16 protein-coding genes are annotated in these 18,361 nt (G+C 54.2%); 5 read left to right on the top strand and 11 right to left on the bottom strand.

What is annotated here, in order from left to right:
- Positions 1 to 23: 23 nt before the first annotated feature.
- From bamA to rpsB, 9 genes are all read right to left on the bottom strand, one after another.
- Positions 24 to 2,447, bottom strand: a complete 2,424-nt coding sequence (gene bamA, locus U869_RS0114585; protein WP_025120885.1) for an outer membrane protein assembly factor BamA — start codon at positions 2,445 to 2,447, stop codon at positions 24 to 26.
- Between the two features lie 35 nt (positions 2,448 to 2,482).
- The gene (gene rseP, locus U869_RS0114580; protein ID WP_025120884.1) at positions 2,483 to 3,838 is read right to left on the bottom strand and encodes a sigma E protease regulator RseP; all 1,356 of its coding nucleotides are present in this window, start codon (positions 3,836 to 3,838) and stop codon (positions 2,483 to 2,485) included.
- A gap of 32 nt (positions 3,839 to 3,870) precedes the next feature.
- Positions 3,871 to 4,719, bottom strand: coding sequence for a phosphatidate cytidylyltransferase (cdsA, locus tag U869_RS0114575; RefSeq protein ID WP_025120883.1), 849 nt, complete (start codon positions 4,717 to 4,719; stop codon positions 3,871 to 3,873).
- A 9-nt stretch (positions 4,720 to 4,728) separates the two neighbouring features.
- Positions 4,729 to 5,487: a (2E,6E)-farnesyl-diphosphate-specific ditrans,polycis-undecaprenyl-diphosphate synthase gene (ispU, locus tag U869_RS0114570; RefSeq protein ID WP_025120882.1), complete on the bottom strand. Its 759-nt coding sequence runs from the start codon at positions 5,485 to 5,487 to the stop codon at positions 4,729 to 4,731.
- 370 nt (positions 5,488 to 5,857) lie between these two features.
- On the bottom strand, positions 5,858 to 7,054 hold the full coding sequence (gene ispC / locus U869_RS0114565; protein ID WP_025120881.1) for a 1-deoxy-D-xylulose-5-phosphate reductoisomerase: 1,197 nt from the start codon (positions 7,052 to 7,054) through the stop codon (positions 5,858 to 5,860).
- Between the two features lie 156 nt (positions 7,055 to 7,210).
- A complete protein-coding gene (gene frr / locus U869_RS0114560) occupies positions 7,211 to 7,768 on the bottom strand; it encodes a ribosome recycling factor (protein ID WP_025120880.1) in 558 nt (185 codons plus the stop codon).
- 126 nt (positions 7,769 to 7,894) lie between these two features.
- The gene (pyrH, locus tag U869_RS0114555) at positions 7,895 to 8,620 is read right to left on the bottom strand and encodes a UMP kinase (protein ID WP_021179910.1); all 726 of its coding nucleotides are present in this window, start codon (positions 8,618 to 8,620) and stop codon (positions 7,895 to 7,897) included.
- A gap of 132 nt (positions 8,621 to 8,752) precedes the next feature.
- Complete coding sequence (tsf, locus tag U869_RS0114550; protein ID WP_025120879.1) at positions 8,753 to 9,604, bottom strand: translation elongation factor Ts; 852 nt, start codon at positions 9,602 to 9,604, stop codon at positions 8,753 to 8,755.
- Positions 9,605 to 9,721: 117 nt separating this feature from the next.
- Entirely contained in the window at positions 9,722 to 10,447 is a 726-nt protein-coding gene (rpsB, locus tag U869_RS0114545; protein WP_021179908.1) for a 30S ribosomal protein S2, read from the bottom strand.
- Positions 10,448 to 10,808: 361 nt separating this feature from the next.
- Between rpsB and map the strand changes: the two genes are divergently transcribed.
- From map to U869_RS0114515, 5 genes are all read left to right on the top strand, one after another.
- A complete protein-coding gene (map, locus tag U869_RS0114535) occupies positions 10,809 to 11,603 on the top strand; it encodes a type I methionyl aminopeptidase (RefSeq protein WP_025120878.1) in 795 nt (264 codons plus the stop codon).
- Between the two features lie 59 nt (positions 11,604 to 11,662).
- On the top strand, positions 11,663 to 14,341 hold the full coding sequence (glnD, locus tag U869_RS0114530; RefSeq protein WP_025120877.1) for a bifunctional uridylyltransferase/uridylyl-removing protein GlnD: 2,679 nt from the start codon (positions 11,663 to 11,665) through the stop codon (positions 14,339 to 14,341).
- Between the two features lie 42 nt (positions 14,342 to 14,383).
- Positions 14,384 to 15,208 carry a 2,3,4,5-tetrahydropyridine-2,6-dicarboxylate N-succinyltransferase gene (dapD, locus tag U869_RS0114525; RefSeq protein WP_021179905.1) on the top strand — a complete coding sequence of 275 codons (825 nt, stop codon included), beginning with the start codon at positions 14,384 to 14,386 and terminating at the stop codon, positions 15,206 to 15,208.
- Between the two features lie 186 nt (positions 15,209 to 15,394).
- Positions 15,395 to 15,784, top strand: a complete 390-nt coding sequence (locus U869_RS0114520; RefSeq protein ID WP_021179904.1) for a DUF3461 family protein — start codon at positions 15,395 to 15,397, stop codon at positions 15,782 to 15,784.
- Between the two features lie 362 nt (positions 15,785 to 16,146).
- Positions 16,147 to 16,875 carry a 6-phosphogluconolactonase gene (locus U869_RS0114515; RefSeq protein WP_025120876.1) on the top strand — a complete coding sequence of 243 codons (729 nt, stop codon included), beginning with the start codon at positions 16,147 to 16,149 and terminating at the stop codon, positions 16,873 to 16,875.
- 39 nt (positions 16,876 to 16,914) lie between these two features.
- Here U869_RS0114515 and U869_RS0114510 read toward each other — a convergent pair whose 3' ends face one another.
- Positions 16,915 to 17,364 (bottom strand): flavodoxin, encoded by a 450-nt coding sequence (locus U869_RS0114510; RefSeq protein ID WP_025120875.1) that lies wholly within the window; start codon positions 17,362 to 17,364, stop codon positions 16,915 to 16,917.
- 33 nt (positions 17,365 to 17,397) lie between these two features.
- Positions 17,398 to 18,156: a tRNA pseudouridine(65) synthase TruC gene (gene truC, locus U869_RS0114505; protein ID WP_025120874.1), complete on the bottom strand. Its 759-nt coding sequence runs from the start codon at positions 18,154 to 18,156 to the stop codon at positions 17,398 to 17,400.
- Positions 18,157 to 18,361 lie beyond the last annotated feature (205 nt).

Here is an 18,361-nt window from a genome sequence, read left to right as displayed (position 1 = left end):
ATGCCCAGCAGTGAAACCGGTTATTACCAGGTTTTACCGATGTTAAACTGGAACTGCTCCGACTTGTCGCCGTCGTATTTCTTGATCGGATCCGCATAGGAGAAGACCAACGGCCCCAGTGGAGACATCCACTGCAGCGCAAGACCAGCAGACACGCGAATGTTGCTCGCCTTGCTGTAGTCTGGCACATCAAACATCATTGTCTGATTGGTATTTTCCCAGTGGGTATCCCACACGGTACCGGCATCGATAAACAGCGATGTACGCACCGAGTTGGCGTATTTCTCGCTGAGGAACGGCGTTGGCGTGATCAGTTCCAGACTTGCCACCGCCATGGCATTACCGCCGACCGCATCGTTGGAGTTACAAATCGGCTGAGGCGAGTTGGAGCCAGCAGCATTCTGACAAGTATACGAGTTGGAGTTGTAGTACACGGCTTTTGGACCAATGGTATTGGACTGGAAGCCACGAACGGTACTTGAACCACCCGCATAGAAGTTCTCATAGAACGGCATTTCTTTACCGCCCCACCCATCGGCATAACCCAGACGACCACGACCCAGCAACACCCAAGTCTTATCATCGTTGATCGGCACGTACTGCGCAGTATCCAACGTCATCTTGTAGTATGAGTTGTCGGAGCCTGGCACGGTCAGCTTGGTGTTGAACGTGGTGCGGTTACCCTGGCTTGGGAAGAAGCCACGGTCCAGATTATTATAGGTCCAGCCCAGGTTCAGCGTGAAGTCGTCTGCCGTATAGCTAGCACGATCGGTCAAGTTAGGGTTCTGACCCATCGATTCCAGATAACGCCACATGGCAATCTGCGGCTGCATTTCGGACAGGGAGTTATGCACATAACCCAGGCCGGCACGCAGCGAGTTGTTCTCGTTGATCGGGAAGCCCAACGTACCATCAATACCGTAACTGCTGTTGGTATAGTCTGACAGATCGGCGTTGTCCGCTTTAAAGTCATTGTAGAAGATACGGCCACCCAGACTCACACCGTCAACGGTGAAGTACGGGTTGGTGACCGACAGCTCGGTATAGGTCTGGTAGTCGTTTTTGGTACCGCTGATGCCGACGGAGTAGCCAGTACCCAGCCAGTTATCCTGTTGTACGCCCGCCTGGAAGCTGACGCCACTTTCGGTACCGTAGCCCACACCAAAGTTCAGTGTGCCGGTGTTACGCTCTTTCACCTTATAGGTGATATCAACCTGATCGGCAGAGCCCGGTACGCGCTGGGTTTCCACATCGACCGTCTCGAAATAACCCAGACGGTTCAGACGTTCTTTGCCCTGCTCGACCTGATCGTTACCCAGCCACGCCCCTTCCATCTGACGCATTTCGCGGCGCAGAACGGAATCTTTACTGGTGTCGTTGCCTTCGAACTTGATGCGACGCACATAGAAACGGTTACCCGCGTCGATGTTGACGTGCAGCTTCACGGTTTTATCCGTGTCGTTGATTTCAGGTTGAGTCTGTACGCGCGGATAGGCGTAACCATAACGGCCAAACATCTTCTTGATGTTATCTTCCATTTTGGTCACTTTGGTGCCGTTAAACAGCTCACCCGGCTCGATTTTGGTCAACTGGGCCACTTCTGCCGAATGACCGGCCAGGCTGCCATTCACCACCACACCGGAAAGCTTGTACTGATCGCCTTCGGTGATGTTAACGGTGATATAGATGCCTTTTTTGTCTGGCGTCAGGCTGACCTGCGTCGAATCGATATTGAAACGGGCATAGCCGCGATCCAGATAGAAGCTGCGCAAGCTTTCGAGGTCACCCGCCAGCTTTTGCTTCTGGTATTTCTGATCGGCCACTACGTTCCACCACGGCACATCATCACGCAGTTGGAAGTGCGCGATCAGCTCATCGTTGGTGAAGGCATGGTTGCCGACAATGTTGATTTGTTGAATCTTGGCAGAAACCCCTTCCGTGAAGACCAATTTCAGGTCCACACGGTTACGCGGCAACGGCGTAACCACGGCTTTCACCGAGGCACTGTATTTACCGACGCTGTAGTAGAAGTCTTCCAACCCTTTTTCAATGCTGGATAAGGTGGTGCGGTCGAGTGCTTCACCAACCCGGACGCCAGAGGCTTCCAGGTTTTGCTTGAGCATGTCATCTTTCACCGATTTGTTACCGGAGAAAGTGATGCTGGCAATGGTAGGGCGTTCCTTAACCTGAACAATCAGCGTATCACCATCGCGTAGCACGCGAACGTCCTCGAAGTTGCCAGTGGCAAACAAGGCACGGATGGTATTACCGATATCATCATCAGAGACGGTATCGCCTACGCGAACCGGCATGTTGAGTAACGCCGCACCGACGGCGACTCGTTGCAGGCCTTCGAAATGAATATCTTTCACTACGAACCCGTCTGCACCGTATACGGTGGCGCTGCCAAACAGCAGCGACGCTATGAGCAACTTTTTCATCGCCATCGTTGTTATGCGTTCTTCCTAACCTGTCCCCGCCCCTAAAGACGAGAAAAATCATTGAAAAGTGCAAGACCCATCAGCAGTACCAACAAGATCGAACCAATGCGGTAGCTGTAGTCCTGTACTCGCTCAGAAACTGGCCCCCCCTTCAGCTTTTCTATCGCCAGGAAGAGAAGATGCCCACCATCTAATACCGGTAATGGGAATAGGTTGATGATCCCTAGGTTGACGCTAATCAACGCCAGAAACATCATATAATACACAAAACCCACCTCTGCTGATGCCCCTGCTCCCTGTGCAATGGAAATCGGGCCACTCAGGTTGTTCAGCTTCACATCACCGGTAATTAATTTCCCTACCATGCTGACCGTAAGATGCATCAGCTGCCAGGTTTTGTCCCCCGCCTGATACAGTGCGGAGAACGGCCCATATTGACGGATGGTCTTGTACTCATCCGGCAGAGGGATAACTTTGGGTATAATCCCGGCAAACCCCACCGCTTTGTCTTTTCCCACCGGCTTTGTATCTGGTATCAGTGTTAAAGACAAGGGGGCGCCGTTTCTTTCGATCTCTAAAACCAGCGGTTGCCCTGGAGCATTATGGATCCGTTTCACCAACGTTACCCAACGGCCAAGTAGCTGACCATCGACTTTAACGATCCTGTCCCCCGCTTGTAAACCTGCCTTTTGCGCAGCCGACCCGGCCTGCACTTCTGCCAGCACGGATTCAATCTGCGGACCACGCGGAACCATGCCTAAAGAACGAACGGGATCTTCTTTGTCTGGCTCAAAGCTCCAGTGGCGCAAGTCCAGGGTCTTGCTGACCTTTTGTGAAGAACCAAACGGAGCAATTTCCACCTCGGTTTGCGCATCACCGATCTTGGTCACCAACGCCAGACGAACCGATTCCCAATCAGGCGTTTCGATACCGTCAACGGACTTAAGTTCCATTCCCGGAGAAATTTCGGCGTTGGCAGCAATGGATTGTGGCGTTATTTCGCCGATAACCGGGCGGTAACTCGGCACGCCAATGATAAAGACGATCCAATAAGCCAGAATGGCAAACAGGAAATTGGCAATGGGGCCCGCACTGACAATCGCGGCGCGCTGGCAGACGGTTTTGTTGTTGAACGCCTCATGACGCAGCTCGGGAGCAACGGTTTCGACGCGCTCATCGAGCATTTTGACATAGCCGCCAAGGGGGATCATGGCGATGACATATTCGGTGCCCTGGCGATCGGTGCGGCGCCATAGCGCCCGGCCAAAGCCGATCGAGAAACGCTCCACACGAACGCCACAGCGGCGAGCCACCCAGAAGTGCCCGAACTCATGCACGGTGATCAATATACCCAGAGCGATAATAAACGCGACCAAGTTCCAGAGTACGCTGACCATAGAATCCCTTTACTCCCCCCGCCGATGACGGATTAAAACACTAACAGCATCAAGCAGGCAAATACCGGTACTGCTGCGGTCAGGCTATCGATACGATCCAGAATGCCGCCGTGCCCCGGGATCAGATGACCACTGTCCTTGATACCGGCTTCACGTTTGAACATGCTTTCCGTCAGATCGCCTAACACCGAAGCCAGCGCCGCAATCACCGAACAGACCAATAGGGTCATTGGAACCACGTTCAGCGGTGCATAGCGGCCAAATAGCCATGAAATTACGGCAGACGTGACCAGCCCGCCGATCAGTCCTTCCCAGGTTTTGCCCGGGGAGACCTTCGGTGCCAGTTTGTTTTTGCCAAACAGCTTGCCGAACATGTAGGCGCCTGAATCCGCGCCCCACACCAGCAGCATAACGTACAGCAACCACCAGGCACCGGTAAAATGATTCTCTTCGTAGCCGAACTGACGCAGTGCCAGCATGCCCCAGAAAAACGGCACGATGGTCAACAGGCCAAATACCAGCCGCAGGGGCCGCGAATTACGCCACAGCGCGGCCGAGCCGGGATAGAACAGCACCAGCAGCAGGGCTACCAGCCACCAACCAAGCGACAGCCACAATGGGCCCGCGATCTGCAATTGATGCACAGACTGATGGTAGGCAGGCACGGTGAGCATCATCAGCGCCAACAGGAAGCCGCATAATATCGCCAGCCAGATACGTTGAGGGCGGGCAGCAAAGCCAGCCAACTGCCCCCATTCCCAGGCGGCTAACATGCACACAGCGAGAGTTACCAGGGCAAAGCCCATCGGCGGCAGCAAAAACAGCGCGGCGATAACTATCGGAATTAAAATCAGAGCCGTTATGATGCGAGACTTCAGCAAAAGTTCCCCCTAGGACGCATTGGCATCGATAGGTGTTGTTCCCCCGAAGCGACGCTCGCGTTGTGCAAATGCATTCAGCGCACCTTCAAAGACAAGTTCATCAAAATCTGGCCAGAGTACATCAGTAAAGTAAAGCTCGGCGTAAGCAATTTGCCACAACAAAAAGTTACTTATGCGATGTTCGCCGCCGGTACGGATCACCAGATCCACCGGAGACAGATCGCTCATGCAGACGCGCTCGCCCAATAACTCTTCGCTGATCTGATCCACGCGCAGCGTACCTTGCTGCACTTGCTCTGCCAGTTCCCTCACTCCCTGAATAATATCCCAACGACCACCGTAATTGGCGGCAACGTTAAGCGTCAGGCCATCGTTATTTTCTGTCAGTAGCTCCGAGCGACGGATGCGCTCTTGCAAACGTGCGCTGAAGCGGCTGATATCGCCGATCACGCGCAACCTGACATTATGTTTATGCAGACTTTTTACTTCGCTGTCCAGTGCGCGGACAAAAAGCTCCATCAGCGCGGAGACTTCCTGCGCCGGGCGGTTCCAGTTTTCGCTGCTGAAGGCATAAAGCGTGAGTGCATCCAAATGGTTACTGGCGGCAAAACTGACCGCCCGGCGCACCGATTTCACCCCTGCTTTATGACCGAAGACACGTAACTTGCCCTGACGTTTAGCCCAACGTCCATTGCCGTCCATAATAATCGCGACGTGACGTGGCCCATGGGCAGAAAGACTGGCTTCTTGTTGATTTTCGGACGACATAACTGGTACTTATTTCCTCGGTAGAAACACCATAGCCTTGCCGGAATATCGGGCCTTACGCGCAAAAAAAGCCGTGTGCCTGACACAGCTTTGCAGTCTGCCCGCCTTACGCCCCAAGGGGCTCCCGGGAAAGATTGACGTCAATTCCCCCATTCATCTGGCTTGGCACAGCCCTATTGGCCGCGTTTGTCAGTGGAACAGGGTTGTCAATCCGGCCATTATTCAACGGTATAACCGGTAATTATGGCACAGACTATAACACCTCCGTGCAGGCTGAACAAACGGCCCAACGGCGGCCAGGCGAGTTTGCCAGCAAATTCAGACAATGTAGCAGAGCCGACTTTGCCCGCTAACTGGCCTCTTCGAGAGATTAACCCCGTATGTTACGCACCAAACCGCTAGCCACTTCTCGCGCCTGGCGATCGATCTCCAGCACCATCTCAATGCTGGTTGGCTCAGGTAGCGCCATACATTCAACAACCTTTTGGTTCACGGTGGATATATCAGTAAAACGAATTTGTTGCTGCAAGAATGCCGCGACGGCAATTTCATTGGCCGCGTTGAGCGCGGTGGTCGCCGCCTGACCTGCATCGAAGGCTTCGATCGCCAAATACAGGCAAGGATAGCGCTCACGCTCCGGCTCAGAGAAGGTCAACGCGCCGATGCGGCAGAAATCGAGCGCCGCCACCCCGGAATTGACCCGCTGTGGATAAGCCATGGCGTGGGCGATAGGCGTACGCATATCGGGCGTGCCCAGTTGGGCCAGCACGCTGCCATCGGCATAGCGCACCATGGAGTGGATCACCGACTGCGGATGAAGGATGACCTCCATCTGCTCCGCCGAGGCGTTGAACAACCAGCGAGCCTCGATATACTCCAGCCCCTTGTTCATCATGGTGGCGGAATCCACCGAGATCTTGCGCCCCATCGACCAGTTGGGATGAGCACAGGCCTGATCCGGCGTCATGCTGGCAAACTGCTCCATTGGCGTGGTACGGAACGGGCCACCGGAACCGGTCAACACGATACGCGAAACGCCGTGGGCTTCCAGCGAGCTGTATCCCAGTTGGCGCTGGATGCTTTCAGGCAGGCTTTGGAAGATCGCGTTGTGCTCACTGTCCAGCGGCAGCAGCTGCGCCTGGCTCTTTTGCACCGCGTCCATAAACAAACGGCCACAGGTCACCAGCGACTCTTTGTTCGCCAGCAGCACCTGCTTGCCAGCACGAATGGCGGCTAAGGTAGGCAACAGCCCGGCCGCCCCAACAATAGCGGCGGTTACCTGATCGACGTCGTCCAGTGCAGCCAGCTCACAGGCCGCCTTTTCACCCGCCAGCACCTCGGTTTTCACACCGTTTTCTGCCAGCACGGCACGTAACTCGTTGGCAGCCTGCTCATCCGCCATGGCCGCATAGCTTGGGCGGAACTCCATGCACTGCTGCGCCATGACCGCCACATTACGGCCAGCGACCAATGCCTTGATGGCGAAAAGTTCGGGATTTTCCCTGACCACGGCCAGGGTGCTGGTGCCCACGGAACCGGTGGAACCCAGAATTGTCAGTTGCTTCATGATTTGCTCTGAATCACTGCGTGATGAGATCGGAGATACACCACAGTGTAACTTGCATCACGGCTGGTTTACGCGCTGTGCGTACGATAAAACGAGATCTGCACCACAAAAAATAAAGCGCCGCCAAGGCGACGCTCTATTTCAAAGCGATGGAGATTAGAAATCCATCAGTTCTTTTTCTTTATCGGCCAATGCGGCATCAAGCAGTTTGATGTAGGCATCGGTCATCTTCTGGATGTCATCTTGTGAACGGCGATCTTCATCTTCGCTGATTTCTTTGTCTTTCAGCAGCGCCTTCACTTTATCGTTGGCATCGCGACGCACGTTACGCACGGCAACGCGGCCTTGCTCGGCTTCGCCACGCACCACTTTGATCAGATCCTTACGACGCTCTTCCGTCAACGGAGGCAGCGGAACGCGGATCACGGTGCCAGCCGAGCTAGGGTTCAGCCCCAGATCGGAAGACATGATGGCTTTTTCTACCGCCTGACCCAGAGAACGGTCAAACAGGTTGATCGCCAGCGTACGGGAATCTTCTACCGTGACGTTGGCCAACTGGCGCAGCGGCGTGGCTGAACCGTAGTATTCCACCATGATGCCGTCCAGAATGCTTGGAGAAGCACGGCCAGTACGGATCTTGCTGATTTGAGTTTTGAATGCTTCGACGCTTTTTTCCATGCGTGAATCAGCATCTTTTCTAATTTCATTAATCACGTTGCGAACCCTTGGAAGCTGGTTACTTGGCAGGCAGTACTGATAAGTATAGCCCGTGAATTTTACTCAACAGGAGCACACAACGCCTGGCGTTACCCGCTCCTTCGAAATTTGGCCAAACAGCCGTTATTTGGTGATCAGCGTACCTTCGTTCTCACCCATCACCACGCGACGCAGTGCACCTGGTTTGTTCATGTTGAATACGCGGATCGGCAAGCCATGGTCGCGGGCCAGCGTAAACGCCGCCAGATCCATCACTTTTAACTCGCGTTCCAACACGTCCTGATAGGTGATCTGCTCGTACAGCGTAGCATCCGGGTTTTTCACCGGGTCAGCGGAGTATACACCATCCACTTTAGTCGCTTTCAATACCACATCGGCTTCAATTTCAATCCCGCGCAGACAGGCCGCAGAATCGGTGGTAAAGAACGGGTTACCCGTACCGGCAGAGAAAATCACCACGCGGTTGTTACGCAGCAGGCTGATCGCCTCTGCCCAGCTGTAGTTATCACACACGCCATTCAACGGAATGGCTGACATCAGGCGGGCGTTCACATAGGCACGGTGCAGTGCATCACGCATAGCCAGGCCGTTCATCACGGTAGCCAGCATTCCCATGTGGTCGCCCACTACGCGGTTCATGCCGGCTTGTGCCAGACCTGCACCACGGAAAAGATTGCCACCGCCAATAACTACACCGACCTGGATGCCCAGCTCGACCAGCTCTTTCACTTCCTGAGCCATGCGATCCAAAACGCTAGCGTCGATCCCGAAGCCTTCTGCACCTTGCAGAGCCTCGCCACTCAGTTTGAGCAGGATACGCTGATAAACGGGTTTTGCATTGGTTGCCATGGTGTTCTGTCCTAAGAAGCAGTAATAGTATTGGGGTTTTCAGCCGATGAGATTGGGCACGCGGGGCCCGCCATCGACGTTTCTCTGGCTGGATAAAATGGAGCCGCCTCGCGGCGGCTCCATTAACAGGCATTAAGACTGTTTGCTCATTGCTGCAACTTCAGCAGCAAAGTCAGCTTCAACTTTCTCGATGCCTTCACCCACTTCAAAGCGGATGAAATTGGTCACGTCGGCGTTGTGCTCTTTCAGCACTTGAGCCACGCTCTTGCTTGGTTCGATCACGAAAGGCTGACCGGTCAGAGAGACTTCGCCGGTGAATTTCTTCATGCGGCCTTCAACCATCTTCTCTGCGATTTCTTTCGGCTTGCCAGACTGCATGGCGATGTCCAACTGAACCTGGTACTCTTTTTCTACCACTTCAGCAGACACGTCTTCAGGCTTGACGAACTCAGGCTTGCTAGCGGCAACGTGCATTGCCAGCTGCTTAACCAGCTCTTCATCAGCACCAATAGCTGCAACCAGAACACCGATACGAGCACCGTGCAGGTAGCTACCCAACACGTCGCCTTCCAGGGAAGCAATGCGGCGAATGTTAATGTTCTCACCGATTTTTGCCACCAGAGCAACACGCTCTTCTTCGAACTGCGCTTTCAACACGTCAACGTCAGTGATTTTGCCAGCAAAAGCAGCATCCAACACTTTGTCAGCAAACGCTTGGAAACCGCCGTCTTTAGCAACGAAGTCGGTCTGGCAGTTAACTTCCAGGATCATGCCGTAGTTGCCTACGATCTTGGTTTTGATCACGCCGTCAGCAGCTACGTTGCCTGCTTTTTTCGCCGCTTTGATCGCGCCAGATTTACGCATGTTTTCGATTGCCAGCTCGATGTCACCGTTAGATTCGATCAGTGCTTTTTTGCAATCCATCATACCTGCGCTGGTACGCTCACGCAGTTCTTTTACCAGGGCAGCGGTAATATCAGCCATTTCTTTTTCCTCGGTTATCTCGCTCGGAGATAGTTCTCATTCAGATAAGCAAAGGGGGCCCTTTAAGGCCCCCCTAACCAACATATTCAATACCTGGTTAATAAGGGCTTGACCTTATTATTCAGCTTCTACGAAGCTTTCTTCCGCCTGAACGGCCAGATCTTGAGAACGACCTTCACGGATGGCGGCAGAAACGGCGGTCAGGTACAATTTGATTGCACGGATTGCGTCGTCGTTACCAGGGATGATGAAGTCAACGCCGTCTGGATCGGAGTTGGTATCAACGATAGAGAATACCGGGATACCCAGGTTGTTGGCTTCTTTGATCGCGATGTGTTCGTGATCGGCATCGATAACAAACAGAGCGTCTGGCAGACCACCCATGTCCTTGATACCACCCAGGGAGTTTTCCAGCTTGGCCAGTTCACGAGTGCGCATCAGCGCTTCTTTCTTGGTCAGCTTGTCGAAGGTGCCGTCTTGGGACTGGATTTCCAGATCTTTCAAACGTTTGATTGACTGACGAACGGTTTTCCAGTTAGTCAGCATGCCGCCCAACCAGCGATGGTTCACGAAGAACTGATCGCAGCCGTTAGCATATTCTTTTACCGCTTCGCTTGCAGCACGCTTGGTACCAACGAACAGGATCTTACCTTTACGGGAAGAGATCTTGGTCAGTTCAGCCAAAGCCAGGTTGGCCATTGGTACGGTTTTTTCCAGGTTGATGATGTGAACCTTGTTACGAGCACCGAAGATGAAAGGCTTCATTTTCGGGTTCCAGTAACGGGTCTGGTGACCAAAGTGTACACCAGCCTGGAGCATGTCGCGCATGGAAACAGTTGCCATGATTAAAACCTCTATTAGAGTTGATTGGGGTTATGCCTCCACGTATCCCATAACGCCGACCCGGACAATGACGCGAGTCATCTCAAGGCACCCCGGCGGATGTGTCGATACGTGTGTGTTATTTACACAATGTGAGTGCAGTTAAACTACTTCGGTCAGTTCTTCACGGCCACTGTGTGACTCAATGTGCGGATCTGCCGGCGCGCTTTATACCATAAACCCGCCCCGGACACCAACTTTTGTTGCATTTGGCCCGCCCTTCCGAAATGAAATTTGGCAGCCTCCAGCCGGGCTGATACCATAACTCAATGCCTTATCTTTCTACCTTGTCGACCATAACGACACCTGCGGACTAACTTTCATGGCAATTTCAATTAAAACACCTGATGACATTCAAAAGATGCGCGTTGCGGGCCGCCTGGCCGCAGAAGTGCTGGAAATCATCGAGCCCCACGTTAAACCCGGCGTCACCACCGGCGAGCTGGACAGGATCTGTCACGACCACATCACCAATGCACAGCAGGCGATTTCGGCCTGTCTGGGCTATCACGGCTTCCCAAAATCGGTCTGTATCTCGGTGAACGAAGTGGTGTGCCACGGCATTCCAAGTGACGACAAAGTGCTGAAAGATGGCGATATCGTCAATATCGACGTGACGGTCATCAAAGACGGCTTCCACGGCGATACCTCCAAGATGTTTATCGCCGGTAAACCGACCATTCTGGGCGAGCGCCTGTGCCGCATCACTCAGGAAAGCCTGTATCTGGCCCTGAAGATGGTCAAGCCAGGTATCCGCCTGCGCACCTTGGGCAAAGCGATCCAACAGTTTGTTGAAGCAGAAAAATTCTCCGTCGTACGCGAATATTGCGGCCACGGTATTGGCGAAGGCTTCCACGAAGAGCCACAGGTGCTGCATTACGATGCCGATGACGGCGGCGTGGTGCTACAGGCCGGTATGGCCTTCACCATTGAACCAATGGTGAACGCTGGTGATTACCGCATCCGTACCATGAAAGACGGCTGGACGGTGAAAACCAAAGATCGCAGCTTGTCGGCACAGTATGAGCATACTATTGTGGTGACTGATAACGGCTGCGAGATAATGACGTTGCGCAAGGATGACACCATCCCCAACATCATTACGCACGAGATGTAAGAACCTCAGGTTCTTGTAACAAGCCGGCCTATGCCGGCTTTTTTTATGGGCTGCGAATCATGTCTGAAAATTATCGTGAGCTAGAGATCCCGGTCATCCCGCCACAGGCCGTGCCCAAGCGGCCAGAGGCTCCCAGCACCTATGGCGATGAAGAGATCAACTGTGTAGCCCTTAAACAACGGCTCGAGCAGTTTCAGCTGTGGCTGGCCGCCGCCTTCAATGCCGGTGCCAGTGCCGAAAGCCTGGTGGCGGCACGCAGCAAATTTATCGATCGGTTATTGCGCCGGTTGTGGCTGTTTTACGGCTTTGAAACTATTCCCGAAACGGCGCTGCTGGCCGTTGGCGGCTATGGCCGTGGTGAACTGCATCCGCTGTCTGATATCGACGTGCTGGTCCTCAGCCAGACTCGCCTGAACGATACCCAGGCCGCTCGCGTCGGCGAATTCATTACCTTGCTGTGGGATCTCAAGCTGGAAGTTGGTCACAGCGTACGTACGCTGGAAGAGTGCCTGCTGGAAGGCCTGGCGGATCTGACCATCGCCACCAACCTGATCGAGTCCCGCATGATCTGCGGCGATGTCGCCCTGTTCCTGCAAATGCAGAAACACATTTTCAGCGACGGCTTCTGGCCTTCGCCCAAGTTCTTTGATGCCAAGCTGATTGAGCAACAGCAGCGCCACCTGCGCTATCACGGCACCAGCTACAACCTGGAGCCGGATATCAAAAGCAGCCCTGGCGGCCTGCGCGATATCCATACGCTGCTGTGGGTAGCTCGCCGTCATTTTGGCGCTACCTCGCTCGATGAGATGGTCGGTTTTGGCTTCCTGACCCAGGCCGAACGCAATGAATTAAACGAGTGCCAAAGCTTCCTGTGGCGCATTCGCTTTGCTCTGCACCTGTCGCTGCCACGCTACGACAACCGTCTGTTGTTCGATCGCCAGCTCAGCGTAGCCCAGCTGTTGCGCTACGAGGGTGAAGGCAATGAGCCGGTAGAGCGCATGATGAAGGATTTCTATCGCATGACGCGTCGCGTCGGCGAGCTGAACCACATGCTGTTACAGCTGTTTGATGAGGCGATATTGGCGCTGGATGCCAATGAAAAACCGCGCCCACTGAACGATGATTTCCAACTGCGTGGCGATCTCATCGATCTGCGCGATGAAACGCTGTTTATCCGCCAGCCTGAAGCCATCATGCGTATGTTCTATCTGATGGTTCGCAATCGGGATATCAAGGGCATTTACTCCACCACCGTGCGCCAGCTACGTCATGCACGCCGCCATCTGAAACAGCCACTTTGCACCATTCCCGAGGCCAGAGAGCTGTTTATGGCCATTCTGCGTCATCCTGGCGCGGTTGCACGGGCGTTGGTGCCGATGCATCGCCACAGCGTGCTGTGGGCCTATATGCCGCAGTGGGGCAGTATTGTCGGCCAGATGCAGTTCGACCTGTTTCACGCTTATACCGTCGACGAGCACACCGTGCGCGTACTGCAAAAGCTGGAAAGCTTCGCCGATGAGGAAACCCGCCCACGTCATCCGCTGTGCGTGGAGCTTTACCCACGCCTGCCCCATCCTGAATTGCTGTTGCTGGCGGCGCTGTTCCACGATATCGCCAAAGGACGCGGCGGCGATCACTCCATCCTTGGCGCACAAGACGCGCTGGAGTTTGCCGCATTGCATGGCCTGAACTCACGTGAAGCTCAACTGGTTGCCTGGCTGGTACGCTGCCATCTGCTGATGTCGGTCACCGCACAGCGGCGTGATATTCAGGACCCGACGGTTATTCAGCAATTCAGTAGTGAAGTGCAAAGCGAAACCCGGTTGCGCTACCTGGTTTGCCTGACGGTCGCCGATATCTGTGCCACCAACGAAACCTTGTGGAACAGCTGGAAACAGAGCCTGTTGCGTGAACTGTACTTCGCCACCGAAAAACAGTTGCGTCGTGGCATGCAGAACAGCCCGGATCTGCGCGAGCGGGTACGCCATCATCGCCTGCAGGCGTTGGCGCTGTTACGCATGGATAATATCGATGAAGAGGCGCTGCACCATATCTGGAGCCGCTGCCGCGCCGACTATTTCCTGCGCCACTCGCCGAATCAACTGGCCTGGCATGCCCGCCATCTGCTGGCCCACGACTCGACCAAACCGCTGGTACTGGTCAGCCACCAGGCCACGCGCGGCGGCACCGAGATCTTTATCTGGAGCCCGGACCGCCCTTACCTATTCGCCGCCGTCGCCGGTGAAATGGATCGGCGCAATCTCAGCGTACATGACGCCCAGATCTTCACCAACCGTGACGGTATGGCGATGGACACCTTTATCGTCCTGGAGCCAGATGGCAGCCCGCTGGCGCAGGATCGGCATGAAGCGATCCGCCATGCGCTGGAGCAGGCCATCACCCAGCGAGATTATCAACCGCCACGGGTACGTCGCCCCTCGTCGAAGCTACGCCATTTCAGCGTGCCGACCGAGGTCAACTTCCTGCCAACCCACACCGATCGCCGCAGCTATCTGGAATTGATTGCCCTCGATCAGCCCGGCCTGCTGGCCCGAGTGGCCGAGGTTTTCGCCGATTTGGGGTTGTCGCTACACGGCGCACGCATCACCACCATCGGCGAGCGGGTCGAGGATTTGTTTATTTTGGCCGATGCCGATCGCCGGGCGCTGGAGCCGGAAACGCGTAGAAAATTAGAACAACGGTTGACAGAGGCACTCAATCCAACCGATAAAATGTGATAAAAGTAACCTTTCGTAAATAAAATCAGGACAGAGAACAGCATGCAGCAATTACAGAACGTTATTGAAAGCGCCTTCGAACGCCGTGCGGACATTACCCCGGCCAACGTAGACACCGTAACGCGTGAAGCGGTAAACCAGGTGATCGCCTTGCTAGACAGCGGCGCCCTGCGCGTTGCCGAGAAGATCGAAGGACAATGGGTTACCCATCAGTGGCTGAAAAAAGCGGTCCTGCTGTCTTTCCGTATCAACGACAACAAGGTAATGGACGGTGCTGAAACCCGCTATTACGACAAAGTGCCAATGAAATTCGCCGACTACGATGAAGCACGCTTCCAGAAGGAAGGCTTCCGCGTGGTGCCACCGGCTACCGTGCGCCAGGGTGCATTTATCGCACGTAACACCGTGCTGATGCCTTCCTACGTCAACATCGGTGCCTACGTCGACGAAGGCACCATGGTCGACACCTGGGCCACCGTGGGCTCTTGTGCGCAGATCGGTAAAAACGTTCACTTGTCCGGCGGCGTGGGTATCGGCGGCGTGCTGGAACCGTTGCAGGCCAACCCAACCATCATCGAAGACAACTGCTTTATCGGCGCACGTTCCGAAGTGGTTGAAGGCGTGATCGTGGAAGAAGGCTCGGTGATCTCCATGGGCGTGTATCTGGGCCAAAGCACCCGTATCTACGATCGTGAAACCGGTGAAGTGCACTATGGCCGCGTTCCTGCAGGTTCCGTGGTGGTTTCTGGCAACCTGCCTTCCAAAGACGGTTCCTACAGCCTGTACTGCGCCGTGATCGTCAAGAAAGTGGACGCCAAAACCCGCGGTAAAGTCGGGATTAATGAGTTATTGCGCACCATCGACTAAGCTTAAACGGCGGGTGTTGCACCCGCCATTTTTTTGCCTTCAATACGCGGTCCGTCACAGTCTCTGACGGGCGTTTTCGCCATACTCTCTGGCAGTGGAATATTCCTGATGTGTTTCAGTTTACAGCGTACAACGCTGCGAATTGCGCGCTCAGGGGAATATAGTTGATTAAAAGGTGGCGCTTATATGTACGATAACCTGAAAAGCTTGGGAATCAATCAACCGGAAGATATCGATCGCTATAGCCTGCGTCAGGAGGCCAATAACGACATCCTCAAGATTTACTTCCGTAAAGACAAGGGCGAATTCTTTGCCAAGAGCGTGAAGTTCAAGTATCCGCGCCAGCGCAAAACCGTGGTGGCAGACAATGCCGGCCAGGGTTACAAAGAGATCCATGAGATCAACCCGAACCTGCGCTACGTGATCGACGAGCTGGATCAACTCTGCCAGCGCGATCAGGTGGAAGTGGATCTGAAACGCAAGATCCTCGATGACCTGCAGCATTTGCAAAACGTAGTCACCAACAAGATTGCCGAGATCGAATCCGATCTGGAGAAGCTGACGCGCGGTAAATAACCGCCACCATCGGCCTATTATTTGTCAGTTTAGGGCGATCGGTCGCCCCTCATCCCTGCCCTCTCCCGCTGTGGAGTCCAGGGATCTCATAAACACAGAGATTGGGAGAGGGAGCGAGTCCGGAGTCTCAGGCAGGTGCAGGGGTAAATTGTGGCACGCTCAGTCCCCTCACCCTGTCGGTGAGTGGGGTCACATTTTGCCGCTTTTCCCTGTGATAGGGTAAACGGGTAATCGTCAGGATTGTTACTGCTCCGGCAGGCAAAACCTAATTCTTTAACGCTTGATGGCTTCGGCCTTGAGTGCTTAAGGGATTAGGTTTTTTTTTGCTTTGCGTTCACCACATCACCTTCAGGAAGAGTTTGATGAAGATAGAATTATTCCCCGATATGGCACGGCTTAATCAGCAGGCCGCGACGTATATCTTGCAGGCCATGCAGCAGCAAACACGCTTCAACTTTGCCCCCACCGGCGGTTCAACGCCGCTAGCTTTATATCAGTTGCTGGCCCCGCAGTTGCGCGATAACCCAAGCTACCAACATGTGCATTACTACACTCAAGATGAGGTGCCTTTCCATCCTCATGAAACTGAGACCGGGGCCATTTATCGCCATCTGCAACGCCACCTATTCCAACCGGCAGGCGTACCCGCTGAACGTATTCATCCACTGAACGGCAGCAGCTATCGCCAGGCCGACCGTCAGATCGCCGCAGAGGGTGGGATTGATTTACTGATCCTGGGGCTGGGCAGTGACGGGCATCTTGCCGCCAACCTGCCGGGTAGCGCGTTTGACAGCGAGGCTCGCCGGATCGCCGTCGATCGTGCCAATCCCGAGTTGATGGCGGTATTGGCCAATGAGGTGGGCGGTCAGGAACGCGTTCCCGACGCTTATTTCTCTTTGGGGTTGAAGAGCATCATGCAGGCCAAAAATATCCTTCTGATGGTCGGCGGAGAGAATAAGGCTGCGATACTGCAACAGGCACTGGAAGGGCCGCTGACAGAAAGCGTCCCGGCTTCACTATTGCGTTTTCACCCGGCATGTACCCTGCTGGCTGACGTTGCGGCAGCATCCCGGTTGACAAAGGTTGATTGAGGCAAAGGGTGCCTGAAATAGCCTTCAGGCACCAAAAACCTATTTCAGCATTGCGCCCCACTGCTCTACCCACGGGCAGGAAACCACTTCAGGCTCGGGTTGTTCAATCGCATCGATCTCTAACACTTCACCGATACGTGTCGCCCCCTGCTCTTGCAGCAAGGAATCAAAGCTGCGCCCGGCTCCGCAGAAGTTGTCGTAGCTGCTATCGCCCAACGCAATCAGGCCATAGCGCAGTTCCGGCTGATAGCCCACCTGGTCGCGGATCGCCTGAAACAGCGGTGCAATGCTGTCTGGCAAATCCCCTTGCCCGGTGGTGGAAGTAACAACCAGCGCGTAATGCTGGCGATAAAACTGCCACTCTGCCAGCGTCCCCTCCTCAAACAGTTTGACCTCATGGCCCTGTTCTTGCAGGATATTTTCCGCTTCTTCCGCCACCAACAAAGAATTACCGTAGACCGTTCCTACGAAAATGCCGACCTGAGCCATCGTGACTGCTCCCTTATTACCTTTAAAAAATGATCAGCTATCCTGACCGTTAGTTGACACAAACTCAAGTTCCGGCAACATGTCTTGCCAGCCAAACTGTGAGATCACGCCTTGCCAATCCGCCTCCCAAGGCGCGGAAATATGCAGAGGCTCGCCGCTTACGGGATGGTTCAACTGTAGATGGCTGGCGTGCAGCATCAAGCGTGAACAACCAAAATGTTCGGCCATCCCACGGTTTTGCTTCAGATCGCCATGCGCGGTATCCCCAATGATCGGATGGCGCAGATGTACCATATGCCGGCGCAGCTGGTGCTTACGCCCGGTTTCTGGCTTTAGCTCAACCAGGCTATAGCGTGAACTGTCATAGCGGCCAATGGCCACCGGCATTTCTACCGTAGCCAACGGCTGGTAATGGCTCACCGCCGGTTTAGGGGCTTTATCCGGATTGGCATGCTTGTCTGCCAGCTTATCCAGCTCTTCCGTCAGCGCATAATCAACAGTGCCGCCCTCTAAAACATAGCCACGCACCACCGCGTGATACGTTTTCTGCACCTGATGCAGTTCAAACTGTTGCGACAGTAAACGGGCCACCTCACTCGACAAAGCCATCAGTAATACGCCGGAAGTGGGACGATCCAGACGGTGCACGGTAAATACGTGCTGGCCAATCTGATCGCGCACAGTTTGCATCACGAACTTCGTCTCGTGACGATCCAGCCAACTACGATGCACCAGCCAACCTGAGGGTTTGTTAACGGCGATCAGATGTTCATCCTGGTACAAAACTTTCATAGAGTCTCTTTATTCCATATATTAATCATGCAATTAAATCATTAATTCTTTTTATTAAAGCCAGGCAGCACCAAGGAAACAGCCAATCGATTGATTCTATCGCCAAACATAAATAATAACGAAACGAAAATCCTGTTTGGCATATTCACTTTTGCCCAGCGGGGCGGGAGTACCTACACTGTAAAAAATTAGCAAGATGAGATGA

This window comes from Serratia sp. H1w (assembly GCF_000633355.1).
Taxonomy (GTDB): domain Bacteria; phylum Pseudomonadota; class Gammaproteobacteria; order Enterobacterales; family Enterobacteriaceae; genus Chania.
The sequence above is the reverse complement of the archived record's forward strand: the minus strand, read 5'-3'. Positions and strand labels throughout refer to the sequence as shown.